Raw genomic sequence first — 18,004 nt, forward strand, 5'->3', positions numbered from 1 at the left:
AATATCGTCGCCAAGCCGGCCGACAAGACGGTCATGGAAGTCTCCACCATGATCCATGACGGCGAGAAGGAGGTGGTCCGCCGCCAGCCCTTCGTTCACGTCAAGATGGCGCTGGCCGCCAACCACCAGACTTCCGAAAGCTATCCGGACTTCGACCCGCTGGCGATCTTTTCCACGGACGAGGCGGACGCGGAAGCACCCGCCGCCAAGACCGGAACGATCTACGGCTCGGACGTCGAGTCCGAGGTGGCACTGAAAACCGTGGATTTTCCAGTGAATGGCGCCGGCCTTGCCTTCGGACCGTCGATGTCGCTCGATGAGGTCGAGGAGAACGTCCGCACCAACGGATCGGTGCTGACGGAGGGCAATACGCAGGTCGCATCGCTCTTCTATGTCGACCCGCAGCGCTTTGCCTCGGACGCCGGCAACCTCGACCTGATGCAGGGGCTTTCTGCCCGCATCGTCGAGGAGAACATGAGCGTCTCCACCTATGAGAACATCACCAAGCAGAGCACCGAATATGCCGACGACGTTATTCCGGTACGCCGGGCGACGCCGATTGCGACGGTGATGATCAGTGCCGGTTACGCCAAGGCTCAGGCCGCGGATGCGGCCGGTTATCTCGAAGAAGCACTCGGGGCCAAGGAGCTTTCCGCCGGCGACGTGCTGCGCATCGGCATCATTCAGAAGGGCGAGGAGGCGCGAATCGTCCGCGCCACGATCTACTCGCGCAACCGGCACGTGCTCACCATGGCGGTGGACGACAGCGGTCGCTTCGTTCCCGGCGCCGAACCGCCGAAGCTCGACGCGGTCGCGACCGCCTTCGACGACACCGGCACGCCGGTGGTCACCAGCGGTCACGACCTGCCCCGCGTCTATGACGGAATCTATCGCGCCGCCCTCTCCTACGGCATGAACGCCGACATGGTCGCGCTCATCGTCAAGCTGCTCGCGAGCAATGTCGATTTCCAGGCCCAGCTCAAGCCGACGGATTCGCTCGAAGCCTTTTTCTCCGTCACCGATGAAAGCGGGCAGGCAACAGAGGAGTCGGAGCTTCTCTACGTCAACGCCAAATTCGGCGATGCGGAAACGCGCTTCTACCGCTTCCAGGATCCGGACGACAATTCGATCGACTATTTCGACAAGGACGGCAAGAGCATCCGCCAGTTCCTGCTGCGCAACCCGGTTCCGAACGGTCATTTCCGTTCCGGCTTCGGCATGCGCCGTCACCCGATCCTCGGTTTCTCGCGCATGCACACGGGCGTCGACTGGTCCGCCCCTCGCGGCACCCCGATCATTGCAGCGGGCAACGGCGTCGTGGAGAAGGCGGGTTGGGATTCCGGAGGCTATGGCAACCAGACGCTGATCCGCCATGCCAACGGCTATGTCTCGTCCTACAACCACCAAAGTGCGATCGCCAAGAGCGTGAAGCCCGGCGCCAAGGTCGTGCAGGGTCAGGTGATCGGCTGGGTCGGAACGACCGGCCTTTCGACCGGTCCGCACCTCCATTACGAATTGATCGTCAACGGCAACAAGGTCGACCCGCTCCGCATCCGCTTGCCAGGAGGAAAGTCGCTTTCCGGCGAGGCGCTGGCAAAGTTCGAGGAAGAGCGCGAGCGCATCGACGAACTCCTCGGCAGGGACGATGCCAGCGAGGTCGCGAGTCAATAACCGCGAAACCGGTTTGATACGAACGCAAGAAGGCCGCCCATGGGCGGCCTTCTCTCTTCGGTGGTGAGGCCGCCTAAAGCGCGGCGCGTTCAATCGAATTCATGCGACGCGCTTTACTGCATGTGTCCTTAAATCGTACCCGATTTAAGGACAAAAACATGCAGCAGTTCAAAGTGCTACAGCGTCCTTTGTGCGTCTGCAAAGACGCACGGCGCTGTAGGTCCCGTGTTTTGTGCATGTCGTTGTCCCAAAGCCGCGGCGCACTTTTGGGCGACATGCATTAGGCGGCTTCCTGCGCGGCGGGCGCACCGCGTTTGAAGTTCAACCGGTCGGACCCGGCCAGCACCTTGATCCCCGAGCCGTCCGGGAACTCGCCCTGCAGCATTTTCTCCGCGAGCGGATCCTGGACATACTTCTGGATCGCGCGCTTCAACGGCCGGGCACCGTAAGCCGGATCGTAGCCTCTTTCCGCGAGGAAGGTCCGCGCTTCGTCCTCGAGTTCGAGCGTGATCTTGCGCTCGGCAAGGAGCTTGCGCAGCCTTTCGAGCTGAATGTCGACGATCGCGCCCATCTGTGCCCGGTGCAGCCGGTGGAACAGGATAATCTCGTCGACACGGTTCAGGAATTCCGGACGGAAAGCGGCTCTCACCACTTCCATGACCTGATCGCGAACCGCGTCGCTGTCCTCGTCCTCACCAAGTGCGGCCAGGTATTCCGCACCAAGATTCGAGGTCATGATGATCATCGTGTTCTTGAAGTCGACGGTACGCCCTTGACCATCGGTCAAGCGCCCATCGTCGAGCACCTGCAGAAGCACGTTGAAGACATCCGGATGCGCTTTCTCGATCTCGTCGAACAGCACGACCTGGTAAGGCCGGCGGCGAACGGATTCGGTCAGCGCCCCGCCTTCTTCATAGCCGACGTAGCCGGGAGGCGCGCCGATCAGCCGGGCGACCGAGTGCTTCTCCATATATTCCGACATGTCGATCCGCATCAACGCGGTCTCGTCATCGAACAGGAAGCGGGCAAGCGCCTTGGTAAGCTCCGTCTTGCCGACCCCGGTGGGGCCGAGGAAGATGAACGACCCGATCGGCCGGTTCGGATCCTGCAGTCCGGCGCGCGCGCGGCGAACGGCCCGTGAGACCGCCTGCACAGCATCGCCCTGGCCGACCACCCATTTCGCCAGTTCGTCTTCCATCCGGAGCAGCTTTTCACGCTCGCCTTCCAGCATCTTGTCGACCGGGATACCGGTCCAGCGCGAAACGACATGGGCGATGTTGTCCGGCGTCACAACCTCCTGCACCATCGGGTTTGCGTTCGCGCCGTCCTGGCTTTCCGCCGCGGCAAGCTCCTTCTCGAGCTTCGGGATCACGCCATAGGCAAGCTCCCCTGCCCGCTGGAATTCACCCTTGCGCTGGACGATCTGAAGCTCGTTGCGTGCTTCGTCGAGCTCTTTCTTGAGATCGGCGGCCCGCCCGAGCTTCTGCTTTTCCGCCTGCCAGCGCGCCGTCAGAGCAGCGGCCTGCTCCTCGAGCGCCGAAAGGTCGAGTTCCAGCTTCGCGAGGCGATCCTTGGAGGACGCATCGGTCTCCTTCTTCAGCGCTTCGCGCTCGATCTTGAGTTGGATCACGCGACGGTCGAGTTCGTCGAGCTCCTCGGGCTTCGAGTCGACCTGCATCCTCAGACGCGAAGCCGACTCGTCCATGAGGTCGATCGCCTTGTCCGGCAGGAAGCGGTCGGTGATGTAACGGTTGGAAAGCGTCGCAGCCGCAACCAGCGCGGAATCCGAGATCCGCACCTTGTGGTGCTGCTCGTATTTTTCCTTCAAACCCCTGAGGATCGAGATCGTATCCTCGACCGTCGGCTCTTCGATGAATACGGGCTGGAACCGGCGGGCAAGCGCGGCATCCTTCTCGACATGCTTGCGGTACTCGTCGAGCGTCGTCGCGCCGACGCAATGCAGCTCGCCGCGGGCAAGCGCGGGCTTCAGGAGGTTCGAGGCATCCATCGCCCCGTCCGCCTTGCCGGCGCCGACCAGCGTGTGCATCTCGTCGATGAACAGGATGATCTCGCCTTCTTCCGAGCGAACCTCGTTGAGTACGGCCTTCAGCCGCTCTTCGAACTCGCCGCGATATTTCGCCCCGGCAATCAGCGCTCCCATGTCGAGCGCCATCAGTCGCTTGTCCTTCAGGCTCTCCGGCACGTCACCATTGACAATCCTCAGCGCCAGGCCTTCGGCGATCGCCGTCTTGCCGACGCCCGGCTCGCCGATCAGCACCGGATTGTTCTTCGTTCGGCGGGACAGCACCTGGATGGTGCGGCGGATTTCCTCGTCGCGGCCGATCACCGGATCGAGTTTGCCCTCCCGCGCTTCAGCGGTGAGATCGCGTGCGTATTTCTTGAGCGAATCGAAGCCCTGCTCCGCGTTCGCGCTGTCGGCGGTCCGGCCCTTGCGGATCTCGTTGATGACCTGGTTGAGCTTGGTCGGCGTCACACCGGCCTTGGAAAGGATCGAAGCGGTTGCGGCAGAGCTTTCGATCGCCAGCGCCAGAAGCAGGCGTTCGACAGTCACGAAACTGTCGCCGGCCTTCTTGGCCGCCTCCTCGGCAGTCGTGAAAACCTTGGCGAGCGGCTGGGAGAGATAGACGGACCCGCTGCCGCCAGTGACCTTCGGGAGCTTTGCCAGCGCCGCAGCCGTGCCGGCGCGCGCCTCACGCGCGTCGCCCCCGGCGCGCTCGATGAGCGAAGCGGCCATGCCCTGGTCGTCGTCGAGCAATATCTTGAGGACGTGTTCCGGCGTGAACTGCTGGTGGCCCTCTGCCAAGGCATAGGTCTGTGCCGATTGAAGGAAGCCGCGAACGCGCTCGGAATATTTTTCGATATTCATTCTTTACCTCCATAAACCGGCGAGCCCATCATCGTGGCACTGGCCGGTGTTTCAGGATCGGCTCCCGCATTCGGCAAGCCTGTCATTATCTCTCGTCCTCGCCTTGCGCGGGATCAGGTGTTCAGGGCGAATATGGGACGGCGCTCTGCGAAATTAAAGGGCGTCGTAACTGCATGTTTCCTTAAATCGTATCCGATTCAAGGATAAAAACATGCGGCAATACAAAAGGGCTACGGCGACCTTTGCGCGTCTGACCAGACGCGCGGCGCTGCAAGCATCGCGGCGAAATGAGGCCAGGAAAAATCGGCCTGGTCGCGGGTGGTACGGAAAACAAAAGGCCCAGCCGGCGACGGCTGGGCCTTCTTTTACATTGGCGCGAGGATGAAGTGCCGAAGCGTTATTCGGAGGCGGCAAGCACCGGTGTGGTGCCGCCGGCGTCGGTCGCCGGCTGTTCGCCGGCCGCCTCCTCCTGCGCGCCGTGGCGCGGCTGGCGGCGGGGCCGGTTTGCGCTACGGCGGCGGGAGTTCCCGCGACCGGACGAAACTGCCGGCGTTTCCTCTTCCATTGCGACCTCGGCTGGCGTGCCCTCGATCACCGGCTGGGGGCCGGAACCGTCGATGATCGGCTGGGGTTCGCTGACGGGTGCCGCGGCTGCGACGCCCGGTGCTTCATCGACGTAGACCTGATCCAGATCGTCCTGGTCGCGGTCGACAACGTCGCGATCCTGGTAGTCCTGGCGCTCTTCCCGCTGGAAACGATCCTGCATCTGCGCCTGCGCTGCCGCGATGATGCGGTTGTAGTGCTCGGCATGCTGCAGGTAGTTTTCCGCCATGACGCGGTCGCCGGAGCTCTGGGCGTCGCGGGCAAGCGCTGCGTATTTCTCAGCGATGTGCTGGGCGGTGCCGCGAATCTTAACGTCGGGGCCGGAGCTATCGTAAGTCCGCGTCAAGGGATTAGATCCCTTGCGGTTGTTTCCATTTCCGTTGTTGTTATTCCGCCCACGGCCGCGCTTGTTTTGCTGTCCAGGCCTCATAGTCCATTCACCCGAATTTTCTTGATAATGATGATCATGTGATTCCGCTCTCGGCACGACTCTCCGCGCCCGAGTAAACACGCGCCACGGCAGACCGCTCGTTCGCGATCTCGGCGCCGGCTGACGTCAAATTAACAGGTACCCGCACAAGGCACTGTCGAACCCTAGCAACTCTTTCTTGAGAGCAATCCCCGTGGCCAGGTCATACTGGAACGAATCTTTGGTCCATGACCTTCTGCCCAGTGCGCGGGGTGAAACTAGCCCGCTTCCTTTGGGATTCCAAGCCCTTTCTTTGCACTTCCAGAAAAGAGAGGCGCTAGTGCAGCATTTTTTCAACGGTCATTGCTGCGTTCAACGTCCTGCTCGAACACGAGGACCCGGTCGTTACCGCCAAGATCCTTCACACCGCTGAGCAAGCGAAATCCTTGCGCTTCGAAAAGCGCAGTCACCGCCTGCTTTTGGTCGAAACCGATTTCCAAGCCAAGTAGGCCGTCCGTTTCAAGATGGCGACTGGCGTGAAGAGCAATGGCACGATAGGCATCCAGCCCTTCGTCTCCGCCGTCAAGTGCGGCAACCGGATCGTGGTATTTCACCTCCGGATCAAGCTCTGCAATGACACTGGACCGTATATACGGCGGATTTGAGACGATGACGTCGAACCGCCCTTCCACAGCCTCGAACCAGTTGCTGCGCAACGTTTCGAAGCGTTCTGCCAAGCCATTCCTGTGAGCGTTTTCTCGTGCCGTCTGCAAGGCGTTGTTCGATATATCGGTACCGAGACCCCGTGCGTCAAGTACCGCGTTGAGAAGAGCGAGACAGATTGCCCCGGTTCCTGTCCCGAGATCGAGGATCCGGCAGCTTCCCTTTCTTGCGGCGATGCGCCGCACATGGGGTATCAGGCAGTCGACCAGCGTTTCGGTATCGGGCCGAGGTTCCAGCGTGTCCTTCGAGAGCTTCAGGTTCAGACCGAAAAACTCGCGCTCGCCGAGGATTCGATGGACGGGCTCATGGGCCGCGCGACGTTCGATGGCGGCCCGTATCCGCGCCGCATCCGCCTCACCGACGGGCTCCCCTCCCCGCGTCACCAATGCGGCGCGCGAAAGGCCGAGCAGGCCGGAAACCAGATGCCGGGCATCGAGCGCTGCCGCTTCGATGCCGGCGGCCTTCAGCTTGTCGCGGCTTTCGGCCAGAAGGCTGTCGAGTGTCTCGGCCATCGTCCTTCAGTTCTGCCTTTCGCCGAGGAGGGCGAGCTGGCTCGCCTGATGGTCGGCCAGCAGCGCATCCACCACCTCGTCGATTTCCCCCTCCATCATGCGGTCGAGCTTGTAGAGGGTAAGATTGATGCGATGGTCGGTTATGCGCCCCTGCGGGAAGTTATAGGTGCGAATGCGCTCCGAGCGGTCGCCGGATCCCACCTGGCTCTTGCGGTCCGCCGAACGCTCGCTGTCGGCGCGCTGGCGCTCCATGTCGTAAAGCCGCGAGCGCAGCACCTGCATCGCCTTGGCACGGTTCTGATGCTGCGACTTCTCCGAGCTGGTGACGACGATGCCGGTCGGGATATGGGTGATGCGCACGGCCGAATCCGTCGTGTTGACGTGCTGACCGCCGGCGCCGGAGGAGCGCATGGTGTCGATGCGGATGTCCTCGGGCCGGACCTCGACATCGATCTCTTCGGCTTCCGGCAGGACGGCGACAGTGGCCGCCGACGTGTGGATGCGGCCGCTCGCCTCCGTTTCCGGAACACGCTGCACCCGGTGGACGCCGGACTCGAACTTCAGCCGCGAAAACACGCCGCGCCCGGAAACGGTCGCGATGATTTCCTTGTAGCCTCCGGCCTCGCCTTCGCTCGCCGAAAGCACTTCGACGCGCCAGCCCTTGGTGGAGGCATAGCGTTCGTACATGCGGAAGAGGTCACCGGCAAAGAGTGCGGCTTCCGAACCGCCGGTGCCGGCACGGATTTCGAGTATGGCGCTCTTTTCGTCGGCCGCATCCTTCGGCAGGAGCAGGATCTGGATCTCCTGCTCGAGCGCTTCTATCCGCTCCTCGACCTCGGGCTTTTCCATCTCCGCGAGGTCGCGCATCTCCTTGTCCGTCGCGCGGTCGGAAAGCATCGTCTCGATATCGGCAAGCTCCCGCTCGGCCTGTTGGTAGGCGCGGATCTTCGTCACCACCGGCTGCAGCTCGGAATATTCCGACGCGAGTTTCACATAGACGTCGGCAGAGGGGCCGGCGGACATGCGAGCTTCGATCTCGCCGAACCGCCTTTCCAGTTCGCGCATCTTTTCAACGGGAAGCTTTGCCAAGTTTTACTCCAAATGCGTTTGGCCCCGTCCGGATGCTGTCCGGACGAAGACACCAGCGCTCTGATTCAGCCTATACCGGTATGCCGTTTGCGGCCGCGAAATCGACCAGGAGCTGCCGGACCGACGTCTCGGCCTTGACGTCGTCGAGCGCAGCATCGAGCACCTCGGCCAGCTTGCCGGCGTCGAGCGCCAAGAGCATGGCCTTGACCGGGCCGACGGCCGTCGGCGACATCGAAACCGACCGGAAGCCGAGCCCGAGCAGTGCCATGGCCGAAAGCGGCTTGCTCGCCATTTCGCCGCAGAGCGTCACCGGCGTGTTATTGCGTTCGCCGGCGCGCACGATGTCGCGGAGAAGGCGCAGGAACGGCCGCCCGAGCGTATCGAAACGATCGGAGACGCGGGCATTGCCGCGGTCGACCGCCATGGCGAATTGGAAGAGATCGTTCGAGCCGACCGAGACGAAATCCACTTCCGCCATCAGTTCGTCGAGCTGCCAGAGCAGAGCCGGCACTTCCAGCATCGCTCCGAATTGCAGCTTGCGCGGCAATTGCTCGCCTATCTTCGATTGGCGCTCGATTTCCTTCTGCAGGAGTTCGCGCGCGGCTCTAAGCTCCGCCACCTCCGTCACCATCGGCAGCATCAGCTTGAGTTCGGCCCCGGCCGTCGCTCTGAGCATTGCCCTGAACTGGGTTCGCAGCAAACCGGGCCGGTCGAGCGACAGCCGAAGGGCGCGCCAGCCGAGCGCTGGGTTCTCCTCCTCGGCGGCACGGAAGTAGGGTACGACCTTGTCTCCGCCGATATCGAGCGTGCGGAAGGTCACCGGCTTGCCTCCCGTCTGCTTCATGACATTGCGATAGAAGTCTTCCTGTTCCTCCGCCTTGGGCATGGTGGAGGCGATCATGAATTGCAGTTCGGTGCGGAAGAGGCCGATGCCCTCCGCTCCTGCCTCGTTCAAATGCGGCAGATCGACGAGCAGACCGGCATTCATCTGCAATGTAATGCGCTTGCCGTCCTTCGTCAGCGGCTCGACGTCCTTCAGTGCACGGAACTGTGCCTGGCGGCGGGCACGGAAACGAACCTTTTCCTCGTAGGCGCGCTGCAGGTCGGTCAACGGCCGCAGATGGACCTTCGCATCGTCACCGTCGACGATGATGGCGTCACGGTTTTCGGCAAGCGCCACGGCCCCTGCCGCCTGCCCGACCACCGGAATGCCCATCGCGCGGGCGACGATCACCACGTGACTGGTGACCGCTCCCTCCTCAAGGACCAGGCCGCGCACGTTCTCGCGCGGGTAATCGAGCAGTTCGGCGGCACCCATGGCGCGCGCGACGATGATCGCGTCGTTCGGGAAATCGGCCGCCGACAGTTTGGCGCCATAGCCGGAAAGCTGGCGCAAGAGCCGGTTGGCGAGATCATCGAAATCGTGCATGCGCTCGCGCAGGTAAGGGTCCGTGAGGCGCATCATCCGCGCCTTGGTCTCGCTCTGCACCCGCTCCACCGCCGCTTCGGCCGTGAGGCCGTTGCGAATTGCTTCCTCAAGCTTTCTCACCCAGCCGCGGTCATGGGCGAACATGCGATAGGTTTCGAGCACGGCGCGGTGCTCGCCCTCCATCGACACGTCACGGCGTGACAGCATGTCGTCGATCGAGATGCGGAGCGACCCGAGCGCCTCAGCAAGCCGCTGCAGCTCCTGGTCGGTATCCTCGTTGAGCAGATTGGTGACGACGATTCTCGGCTCGTGCAGCACGACGTAGCCGAGCCCGATGCCCTCGCCGTAACTGTTGCCCTCTATGGTCACGGGCCGCGAGAGATCGAGTTCCAAGCCGGGCTTTGTGATCTTCTTGAGCTCGCCCGTCGCCACCATTTCGGCGAGCACCATCGCGGTCGTCTCGAGAGCCTCGACCTCGTCCTCACGATAGTTGCGCATCGCCTTGTTCTGCACGACGAGCACGCCGAGCGCGCGGCCGGTGCGGAGAATCGGCACGCCGAGGAACGAGTGGTATATCTCTTCGCCCGTTTCCGGCAGGTAAGTGAAGGCCGGATGCGACTGCGCATCGGAGAGATTGAGCGGCCGCGCCGAAGCGGCGATCGTGCCGACGAGGCCCTGCCCCATCTTCAATTGCGCCAGGTGCACGGCGGTCTTGTTTAGACCTTCGGTGGCGTAGAGTTCGAGCACGCCGTCGGAGCGCAGCACATAGACGGAGCACACTTCCGCGACCATGTTCTGCGCGATCTGGCGCACGATCCGGTCAAGGCGCTCCTGCGGCTCGAGCGGTTCCGCCATGAGCTCGCGCAACCGCTTGAGGAGAACGCGCGGACCCGCGGAAAGGTCTCTCATCGCGTAGGGTCTCCACAATCAAGAATAAACCACGGCATGTGACAGGATATCGCGGCCGTGACCAGCCGCGAATCCCAAATCGAACGCCTGCTGTTTAACTCTTATCCAGACCGTAAGCGGAATGCAAAGTGCGAACCGCCAATTCGGCATATGGTCCGTCGATCAGGATGGAAATCTTGATCTCGGAGGTGGTGATCGCCTTGATGTTGATGCCCTTCTCGGCGAGCGCCCGGAAAGCGGAAGCGGCAACGCCCGCATGGCTGCGCATGCCGATGCCGATGACCGAGACCTTGACGAGGCCGGATTCCGACTGGGCGACATCGTAGCCGATCTTCTCCTTGTTTTCCGAAAGCACCCTCAGCGCCTTGTTGACGTCGCCGGACGGCACGGTGAAGGTCATGTCGGTCTTGGAGCCGTCCTCCGAAATGTTCTGCACGATCATGTCGACGTTGATATGAGCCTCGGCGAGCGGCCCGAAGATCGCGGCGGAAACGCCGGGCCGGTCGGCCAGGCGGCGCAGCGAGATCTGGGCTTCATCCTTGGCATAGGCAATGCCGGTTACGACTTCCTGTTCCACGATCTCATCCTCATCACAAATCAGCGTTCCGGGCGGGTTCAGAAGGTCACCCATGCCCGGCGCATCGGGATCCTCGAAAGACGAGCGCACGAAGGTACGCACCTTGTGCACCATGGCGAGCTCGACCGAGCGCACCTGCAGCACCTTCGCGCCGAGGGAGGCCATTTCCAGCATTTCCTCGAAGGCGATCTTCTTCAGCCGCCGCGCCTTCGGCTCGATGCGTGGGTCGGTCGTGTAGACGCCATCGACGTCCGTGTAGATGTCGCAGCGGTCGGCCTTGACGGCGGCGGCGATCGCGACCGCCGACGTATCCGAACCGCCGCGGCCGAGCGTCGCCACGCGATTGTCCGGGCCGAGACCCTGGAAGCCGGCGACGACGGCTACCTGGCCCTCGCCCATGCGGCGGATGATATCGGCGCCGTCGATATCGAGGATGCGGGCCGCTCCATGGGCGTTGTCGGTCTTGACCGGAAGCTGCCAGCCCTGCCACGAGCGTGCGTTGATGCCCATCGACTGCAGCGCGATCGCGAGCAAGCCGGAGGTCACCTGTTCGCCGGAGGCGACGACGGCGTCATATTCGCGCGCGTCGTAGAAAGGCGCATTCGAGCCTGCGACCTTCGGCATGTTCTCGACCCAGCCGACCAGCTCGTTGGTCTTGCCGGACATGGCGGAGACGACAACGGCAACCTCGTGGCCGGCATCGACTTCGCGTTTCACATGGCGCGCGACATTGTGGATGCGGTTCAAATCTGCGACGGAGGTTCCGCCGAATTTCATCACGATGCGTGCCATTTCGCCTCTACCGTACCAACATGTTTTCCGCGCGTACGCGTGAACAGCGCTCCCCATCGGCGCCTGACGATCAAAAAGCTTGGAGAGACTTCTCGGACATCGGCCAGTCACCGCTTCCGCGAGAGCGGAAAGTCGCGGCGTCTCTTAGCGGATCAGGGGGCAGCGTGCAATGGGAAGGGGTCCATGACTTGTCAACGCGGTGCCGCCTCCAGAATGGAGACCGATGATGCGGTCGGGCTGACCTTCACCAGGTCGAAGCCTGTCTCGGCAAGCAATCCGCCGTATTCGCCCTGCGTCCGTTCACGCGCCCGGCCGAACATGGCCATCATCTGCATGTCGATCAGATATTCCGTTCTTGACCCGACCGACGGATCCGGCTCCATCAGAGCCTCGACGATCAGCAGGCGGCTGTCATCCGACATTGCGGCGCGACAGGACTGAAGAATTCGGCGCGCGTCCTCGTCCGGCCAGTCGTGCAGGACCCGGATCAGCATGTAGCGGTCCGCTCCCGGCGGAAGGCCGTCGAAGAAACTGCCGGCCTGCGTGGTTATTCGGCCGCCCGCGAGCATCTCGGAAGGAATGGCTGCGATAACATCGGGGCGATCGAAGACGATACCACGCACGCCGGCATGTCGCGCGATGATGCGGCGCAGAGATTCGCCATTGCCGCCACCGACATCCACGATGAGGCCCACATTGGAGAAGTCATAGGCGGCAGCGAGAGCGTTGTGCCGGTCGTCGGGAAAGTTGGCCATGAAGGCATCGAACAGGCGGCCTTCCGCCGGATTGTCGCTGAGATAGCCGAAGCGATCCGTTCCCCAGGCCTCTTCATGCGGCACCTTGCCGTGGAGGGCTGCTTCCAGAAACTCCCATGCACGCCACGAACCCCTCGTGGTCCAGAAGCGCGCACTGTGGTGAAGGCTGTCTGGCGCGTCGGTGCGCAAGAGCAGCGAGCGAGGCGTATGGCTAACCCTTCCTTCCGCGTCGACCCGAAATATCCCGAAGGCCGCAAGCGCACGCAGGGCACGCAATAGCGGTTCGGCAAGGACGCCACACGCATCTGCAAGCCCTGCAATATTCGCCGGCCTCTCGGGATCTATCCGGTCGCCGATCTCGAGATCGGCAACGAGACGAATGATCCGCGACACCTGAAAGCCGCGAATGAGAAGGTCGAGTTCCAGCCGGTCGTCGTCATCGCCACCTGGCATCTCTGTCGCGCCCCTCCTGGAATGCCGGCAACGGGGGAGGATAAGGCAACCCGGCAGGAAAAGCCACGGCGGCGAAACGCCTCCGCCTCCCGTGCCACAGATCCGACAGGTGGTTTAGAAACAAAACCGCTTGCAACTTGAAACCAGTCATGGCAATCTCATGCCATAAGCACGGCAGCGGCTGCCCAGCGGGAGGAAGACAATGCCCAAGATCATCATGTGGGACATGGTCAGCGTCGACGGTTTCTTCGAAGCGCCCGGCCACGACATCAGTTGGTTCGTCTTCGAGGACGAGCTGGCGGCCTATATCGGCGAGACGCAACGCGACGCCGGTACGCTGCTCTTCGGGCGCGTGACCTATGAGATGATGGCGGCCTACTGGCCCGCGGCCGAGGGCGAGATCGCGACTTTCATGTACGGTATCGAGAAATACGTCTTCTCGAGGACGCTCGCGACCGCCGACTGGAACAACACGACGCTCGTTACGGGCGATCCGGTCGCGGAGGTCGAGCGGCTGAAGCGGCTCGAAGGCGGCACGATCTTCGTCTTCGGCAGCGCCGACTTCGCCGCGGCGCTGACCGCCAGGGGACTGGTCGACGAATACCGCCTCGGTATCAATCCGGTGCTGCTCGGCAAGGGGACGCCGCTCTTTCAGAATATCCCTGAGCGGACGAAGCTGGAACTCACGCATGTCCGGCCGCTCAAATCCGGCGTGGTCATCCTGCACTACCAGCCTGTCGCGGATTGAGGGCTTCGGGCGCCCGCCCCTTGACATCGCCCGTCGATCGGCCGACTCCACGAGAGAAAGGACGGCGATCGGTCGATCAACGGCCAGGTTCCGCCCGGACCCGAGAACCCGAGGAGGCTCTGATGAGCGAGACGGCACGCACGACGATCGACCAGGGCGAAGTGGACCGCTTTTCGGCCATGGCTGCCGAATGGTGGGACCCGACCGGCAAGTTCCGCCCGCTGCACAAGTTCAATCCGGTGCGGCTTGCCTATATCCGCGACAAGGTTTCGGAGCATCTCGGACGCGACCCTAAGGGCCCGCAACCGCTCAAGGGCCTGCGTCTTCTCGACATAGGCTGCGGTGGCGGGCTTCTGTCCGAACCGATGACCCGGATGGGAGCCGAGGTTGTGGGGGCCGACGCTTCGGAAAAGAACATCGGCATCGCCAAGGCGCATGCGGCGGGAAGCGGCGTTGCCGTCGACTATCGCGCGGTGACGGCCGAGGCGCTCGCCGAAGCCGGCGAAAGCTTCGACGTCGTTCTCAACATGGAGGTCGTCGAGCACGTCGCCGATGTCGACTTCTTCATGACGACCTGTGCGCATATGGTCAGGCCCGGCGGGCTGATGTTCGTCGCCACCATCAACCGCACGCTGAAGGCCGCGGCACTCGCCATCTTCGCCGCCGAGAACGTGCTGCGCTGGCTGCCGCGCGGCACGCACCAATATGACAAGCTGGTTCGGCCGGAAGAACTGGAAAAGCCGCTTGAGGCGAGCGGCATGCAGATCACCGATCGCACCGGCGTCTTCTTCAATCCCCTCGCCAATCAATGGAACCTGTCGAGGGACATGGACGTCAACTACATGATCGTCGCCAAGCGACCGGTCTGAGGCGGAGCAAGCGAAAAGCCCGATTCAGTTCGTGTCGTCCGGCAGCACCGGCAGCGGTGCGATCTCGATGCCCTCTTCGAGCAACGCGATCGCCTCGTCGGCGGTCGCCTTGCCGATCAGGCCGCGCTGGTCGGCCTCGCCATAATGGATCTTACGCGCCTCTTCCGGAAAGCGCTCGCCGACGTCTTCGGCGTTTGCACGGATCGAATTTACGATTTCCCGGAGTTTGGCGATCGTCTCCTTCTGCGCCTTGTCCATCACCAGTGCCTGACGCGCTTCCTTCTTTCGCGCGGTCGCGACGGCGGGTGCCATCAATTGCTTGCTGACGGAGGCTGAACCGCAGGTGGGACAGGTGATGAGCTGGCCTTCGGCCTGGCGGTCGAAGTCGTCGCTCGACGAGAACCAGCCTTCGAAACCGTGACCATTGTCACAGGAAAGATTGTAGTGGATCAAGCCGCCACGCCTCCTTTCCCCTCCGGGACCACTTCATCCAGCACAAAATTCCGCGCGTTCCTGAGATTGGGAATCCGCGCCCGCGCACCATGCGTCACGGCCACGTCGATTTCGGCCAGGATAACCTCTTCGCCGGCGGGGCCGGCCTCGGCCAGCACCCTGCCCCAGGGATCGATGATCATCGAGTGGCCGAAAGTCTCCCTGCCGTCCTCGTGCTTGCCTCCTTGGGCGGCGGCGATGACGAACAGGCCGTTTTCGATGGCGCGGGCGCGCAGCAGGATCTCCCAATGCGCCTCGCCCGTCTGGCGCGTGAACGCTGCGGGCACCGACATGATCTCGGCCCCGGCGACCGCCTGCTGACGGTAAAGCTCGGGGAAACGGACATCATAGCAAATGGAAAAGCCGAGCTTGCCGAAAGGAAGACCAACGACACGGGCGGTGGCGCCCGGGTGATAGGCGGCGCTCTCGCGCCAGCTTTCGCCATTCTCCAGATCCACGTCGAACATATGGATCTTGTCATAATCGCAGATCTTGGCGCCGTCGGGTCCGAACAGCAAGCCGCGATTGGCGATCTTGCCGTCGGGACGGGCGATCGGCGTCGAGCCCACGTGAAGATAGATGCCGAGTTCGCCGGCAAGACGCGCGGCCTCCTTGACGATGAGATCGTTCGCCTCGTCTTTCAACACCATGCGCAGCCCCGCCCGATCGCGCTGGATCGCGCCGGTCATCTCCGGCGTCTGGATATAGGTTGCCCCCTGCGACGCAGCCTCGCGCACCAGCGTCGCCATTCTTTCCGCATTCCTTGCCGGATCGACGCCGGAGCACATCTGGATGGCTGCAGCCTTGAATGTCATCGCTCTCTTTCTCCCGAGCAGAAGCTTTGGATCAGGCGATCCGAAAATCCTACAAATCAACTCTCTTCGGATGGGCAGGCCGGCCGCGGCTGCGCGTCCGCCTCTTCACTCCACCTCAGGCCGCGAGCATCTCGTCGAGCCTGCCGGCGCGATCGAGCGCGTGCAGATCGTCGCAACCGCCGACAGGAACATCGTTGATGATGATTTGCGGGAATGTCCTGCCGCCTTTGGACTTTTCGATCATCTCCTGGCGAAGCCCCGGATCAAAGGTTGCATCGTGCTCGATGAAATCGACGCCCTTGCTTTCCAGAAGTCTCTTCGCTCGCGTGCAATAGCCGCAGAACTGACGCGTATAAATGACGACCGAAGCCATTCTCTCCAACTGCCCCTTTACCGACATAGATGCCGGACATCTCTTTGTCATATAGGACCGGGCATGGCTCTTGCAAAGGTCAAAACCGTAACGTCTCCGGCCCCTGCCCGCTTCAACGCACGCGTCGCAGCGGAAACGGTTGCGCCGGTCGTATAGACATCGTCGACAAGCACGATGCGTTTGCCCACAAGGCCCTGCCTGACGCCTTCCGGGACAGCGAAGGCGCCGCGTACATTCTCCTCGCGCGCTCGCGCAGCAAGGCCCACCTGCCGGCTCGTGCGCTTGACGCGGCGCAGCGCATCCGGCCTAAAGGGCTTTGCGGAGCCTTGGGCGATGGAGCGCGCAAGCTCTGCAGCCTGGTTGAACTTTCGTGTCCATAAACGGAATGCGTGGAGGGGCACCGGCACGATCATGTCGGCCGAAGCAACGGCGCCGTCGCTGGCTCGGATCATCCATTCGGCCATCATCGGCGCAAGATCCGTGCGGTCGCGGTATTTCAAGCCGTGCACCAGATCGCGCACGATGCCGTCGTGAGCAGCGACGGAGCGCAGCCTGTCGAAAACAGGCGGATTCGCGATCGCCTCGGGCGAAACCACGCCCGTCCCCGGGTCGAAGGCGAAAGGCAGTCCCAGGACCTCGCAATAGGGCCGTTCGATCAGCCGCATGCCGCCCCAACAGGAGGGGCAGATAGCACGCGCGTCGCCGGTCAGACGGCCGCAGCCGCAGCAGACCGGCGGAAAGACGAGATCGATCGCGTCCGCTCCGAGCCGGCGGAGCAGCGCCGCCCAGCGCCTGGCTCGATTTCTCCATTCGTCCTGTTCCATGAGGTTGACTTTGTCCGCGTCAGGGTTTCTCTCGCATCCGTAATTGCGGAGAGAGTATCGTGGAAATCATCTTTGACCAGAGCCTCGTCGAGGCGCATCGCCGCCGCGCGCTTCGCCAGGGCGATCAGAAGGCAACTTTCCTTCTCGATATCGTCGCACAGGAGCTGGCTGACCGCGTGAGCGTGGTCGAACGGCAATTCGACAAGGCCATGGAACTGCACGGCTATACCGGGATTGCCGCGCGCTGTCTTGCCGAGACCGGCAAGGTCGGAACCATCGAACGGGTGGAGACGGATCGCGCCTTCGGCTCTGCCGACGAGCCGGTCACGATCGCGCCTCTGGAACGCATCCCCGCAGAACCGGAATCGCTCAACCTGCTGGTCTCTCCGCTGTCGCTGCACCTCACGAACGACACGCCCGGCGTCTTCATTCAGGCACGCCGCGTCCTGAGGCCCGATGGCCTGTTCCTCGCCGCCATTCCCGGCAGCGGCACGCTGCAGGAACTTCGCGAAGCGCTCCTCGCCGCGGAAGCGGAACTCACGGGCGGAGCGAGCCCCAGAGTTATCCCTTTTGCCGACGTGCGCGACATCGGCGCCCTTCTGCAGCGGGCCGGCTTCGCCTTGCCCGTGGCCGATGCCGAAACCTACACGGTCCGTTATGATTCGCTGTTCGATTTGATCAGGGACCTGCGGGCGATGGGCATGACCAACCCGCTCGCCTCGCGCAACCGCAAGCCCATGCCGAAACGATTTTTTCTCAAGGCGGCCGAGATCTACGCGGAACGCTTCTCCGATCCGGATGGCCGCGTTCGCGCCACCTTCTCCATCATCTATGTCTCCGGCTGGGCGCCGCATGAAAGCCAGCAGAAACCGCTGAAGCCCGGTTCGGCGAAACAGCGACTGTCCGATGCGCTGGGGGCCAGAGAGCACAAGCTCAAAGATCGCGGAGACGAGTCGTGATTCGGCCGCCTCAGCGACCTTTGCGCGGCCGCTACTGCATGTCTCCTTGAATCGACCTCGATTTAAGGACAAAGACATGCAGCAATTCAAAGTGCTACAGCGACCTTTGCGCGTC

The 18,004-nt window shown here is 62.8% G+C and carries 15 protein-coding genes (1 of these 15 cut by a window edge); 4 read left to right on the forward strand and 11 right to left on the reverse strand.

Going from position 1 to position 18,004, the window contains the following annotated elements; all coding sequences use genetic code 11:
- Window positions 1-1,671, forward strand: the 3' portion of a protein-coding gene (locus M728_RS12560) for a M23 family metallopeptidase (RefSeq protein ID WP_026622677.1). Its footprint begins 273 nt before the window's first position; the window shows 1,671 of its 1,944 coding nt (coding positions 274-1,944); its start codon lies beyond the left edge, outside the window; the stop codon is at window positions 1,669-1,671.
- 280 nt (window positions 1,672-1,951) lie between these two features.
- On the opposite strand, the gene clpB is transcribed toward M728_RS12560, so the two are convergent.
- The 7 genes from clpB to M728_RS12595 form a co-directional block, all read right to left on the reverse strand.
- Complete coding sequence (gene clpB / locus M728_RS12565) at window positions 1,952-4,558, reverse strand: ATP-dependent chaperone ClpB (protein WP_026622676.1); 2,607 nt, start codon at window positions 4,556-4,558, stop codon at window positions 1,952-1,954.
- Window positions 4,559-4,955: 397 nt separating this feature from the next.
- On the reverse strand, window positions 4,956-5,591 hold the full coding sequence (locus tag M728_RS12570) for a DUF4167 domain-containing protein (RefSeq protein ID WP_026622675.1): 636 nt from the start codon (window positions 5,589-5,591) through the stop codon (window positions 4,956-4,958).
- A gap of 332 nt (window positions 5,592-5,923) precedes the next feature.
- On the reverse strand, window positions 5,924-6,805 hold the full coding sequence (gene prmC / locus M728_RS12575; RefSeq protein WP_026622674.1) for a peptide chain release factor N(5)-glutamine methyltransferase: 882 nt from the start codon (window positions 6,803-6,805) through the stop codon (window positions 5,924-5,926).
- A 6-nt stretch (window positions 6,806-6,811) separates the two neighbouring features.
- Complete coding sequence (gene prfA / locus M728_RS12580) at window positions 6,812-7,894, reverse strand: peptide chain release factor 1 (protein WP_026622673.1); 1,083 nt, start codon at window positions 7,892-7,894, stop codon at window positions 6,812-6,814.
- Window positions 7,895-7,964: 70 nt separating this feature from the next.
- Entirely contained in the window at window positions 7,965-10,232 is a 2,268-nt protein-coding gene (gene ptsP / locus M728_RS12585; RefSeq protein WP_026622672.1) for a phosphoenolpyruvate--protein phosphotransferase, read from the reverse strand.
- Between the two features lie 94 nt (window positions 10,233-10,326).
- Window positions 10,327-11,601: an aspartate kinase gene (locus tag M728_RS12590; protein WP_026622671.1), complete on the reverse strand. Its 1,275-nt coding sequence runs from the start codon at window positions 11,599-11,601 to the stop codon at window positions 10,327-10,329.
- 191 nt (window positions 11,602-11,792) lie between these two features.
- On the reverse strand, window positions 11,793-12,809 hold the full coding sequence (locus M728_RS12595; protein ID WP_026622670.1) for a methyltransferase: 1,017 nt from the start codon (window positions 12,807-12,809) through the stop codon (window positions 11,793-11,795).
- Between the two features lie 202 nt (window positions 12,810-13,011).
- Here M728_RS12595 and M728_RS12600 point away from each other — a divergent pair, with 202 nt between their 5' ends.
- Together M728_RS12600 and ubiG are read left to right on the forward strand one after the other, a co-directional pair.
- A complete protein-coding gene (locus M728_RS12600) occupies window positions 13,012-13,557 on the forward strand; it encodes a dihydrofolate reductase family protein (protein WP_026622669.1) in 546 nt (181 codons plus the stop codon).
- Between the two features lie 122 nt (window positions 13,558-13,679).
- Window positions 13,680-14,426: a bifunctional 2-polyprenyl-6-hydroxyphenol methylase/3-demethylubiquinol 3-O-methyltransferase UbiG gene (gene ubiG, locus M728_RS12605; protein WP_026622668.1), complete on the forward strand. Its 747-nt coding sequence runs from the start codon at window positions 13,680-13,682 to the stop codon at window positions 14,424-14,426.
- A gap of 24 nt (window positions 14,427-14,450) precedes the next feature.
- On the opposite strand, the gene M728_RS12610 is transcribed toward ubiG, so the two are convergent.
- From M728_RS12610 to M728_RS12625, 4 genes are all read right to left on the reverse strand, one after another.
- The gene (locus tag M728_RS12610) at window positions 14,451-14,879 is read right to left on the reverse strand and encodes a DUF1178 family protein (RefSeq protein ID WP_026622667.1); all 429 of its coding nucleotides are present in this window, start codon (window positions 14,877-14,879) and stop codon (window positions 14,451-14,453) included.
- Window positions 14,876-15,733 carry a carbon-nitrogen hydrolase family protein gene (locus tag M728_RS12615; protein ID WP_026622666.1) on the reverse strand — a complete coding sequence of 286 codons (858 nt, stop codon included), beginning with the start codon at window positions 15,731-15,733 and terminating at the stop codon, window positions 14,876-14,878. Before M728_RS12615 ends, M728_RS12610 begins: the two co-directional genes overlap by 4 nt.
- A gap of 115 nt (window positions 15,734-15,848) precedes the next feature.
- Window positions 15,849-16,106: a glutaredoxin 3 gene (grxC, locus tag M728_RS12620; protein ID WP_034884370.1), complete on the reverse strand. Its 258-nt coding sequence runs from the start codon at window positions 16,104-16,106 to the stop codon at window positions 15,849-15,851.
- Window positions 16,107-16,153: 47 nt separating this feature from the next.
- The gene (locus M728_RS12625) at window positions 16,154-16,930 is read right to left on the reverse strand and encodes a ComF family protein (RefSeq protein WP_051441027.1); all 777 of its coding nucleotides are present in this window, start codon (window positions 16,928-16,930) and stop codon (window positions 16,154-16,156) included.
- A gap of 59 nt (window positions 16,931-16,989) precedes the next feature.
- On the opposite strand from M728_RS12625, the gene M728_RS12630 reads away from it, so the two are divergent.
- Window positions 16,990-17,889, forward strand: a complete 900-nt coding sequence (locus tag M728_RS12630) for a methyltransferase domain-containing protein (protein ID WP_026622663.1) — start codon at window positions 16,990-16,992, stop codon at window positions 17,887-17,889.
- Window positions 17,890-18,004 lie beyond the last annotated feature (115 nt).

The sequence above is a fragment of the Ensifer sp. WSM1721 genome (assembly GCF_000513895.2).
Classification (GTDB): domain Bacteria; phylum Pseudomonadota; class Alphaproteobacteria; order Rhizobiales; family Rhizobiaceae; genus Sinorhizobium.

Bases quoted from the DNA above. Each gene is read 5' to 3' on its own strand.
- clpB (WP_026622676.1), bottom strand. From the start codon at position 4,558: ATGAATATCGAAAAATATTCCGAGCGCGTTCGCGGCTTCCTTCAATCG.
- M728_RS12570 (WP_026622675.1), bottom strand. From the start codon at position 5,591: ATGAGGCCTGGACAGCAAAACAAGCGCGGCCGTGGGCGGAATAACAAC.
- prmC (WP_026622674.1), bottom strand. From the start codon at position 6,805: ATGGCCGAGACACTCGACAGCCTTCTGGCCGAAAGCCGCGACAAGCTG.
- ptsP (WP_026622672.1), bottom strand. From the start codon at position 10,232: ATGAGAGACCTTTCCGCGGGTCCGCGCGTTCTCCTCAAGCGGTTGCGC.
- M728_RS12590 (WP_026622671.1), bottom strand. From the start codon at position 11,601: ATGGCACGCATCGTGATGAAATTCGGCGGAACCTCCGTCGCAGATTTG.
- M728_RS12595 (WP_026622670.1), bottom strand. From the start codon at position 12,809: ATGCCAGGTGGCGATGACGACGACCGGCTGGAACTCGACCTTCTCATT.
- M728_RS12600 (WP_026622669.1), top strand. From the start codon at position 13,012: ATGCCCAAGATCATCATGTGGGACATGGTCAGCGTCGACGGTTTCTTC.
- ubiG (WP_026622668.1), top strand. From the start codon at position 13,680: ATGAGCGAGACGGCACGCACGACGATCGACCAGGGCGAAGTGGACCGC.
- M728_RS12615 (WP_026622666.1), bottom strand. From the start codon at position 15,733: ATGACATTCAAGGCTGCAGCCATCCAGATGTGCTCCGGCGTCGATCCG.
- grxC (WP_034884370.1), bottom strand. From the start codon at position 16,106: ATGGCTTCGGTCGTCATTTATACGCGTCAGTTCTGCGGCTATTGCACG.
- M728_RS12625 (WP_051441027.1), bottom strand. From the start codon at position 16,930: ATGGAACAGGACGAATGGAGAAATCGAGCCAGGCGCTGGGCGGCGCTG.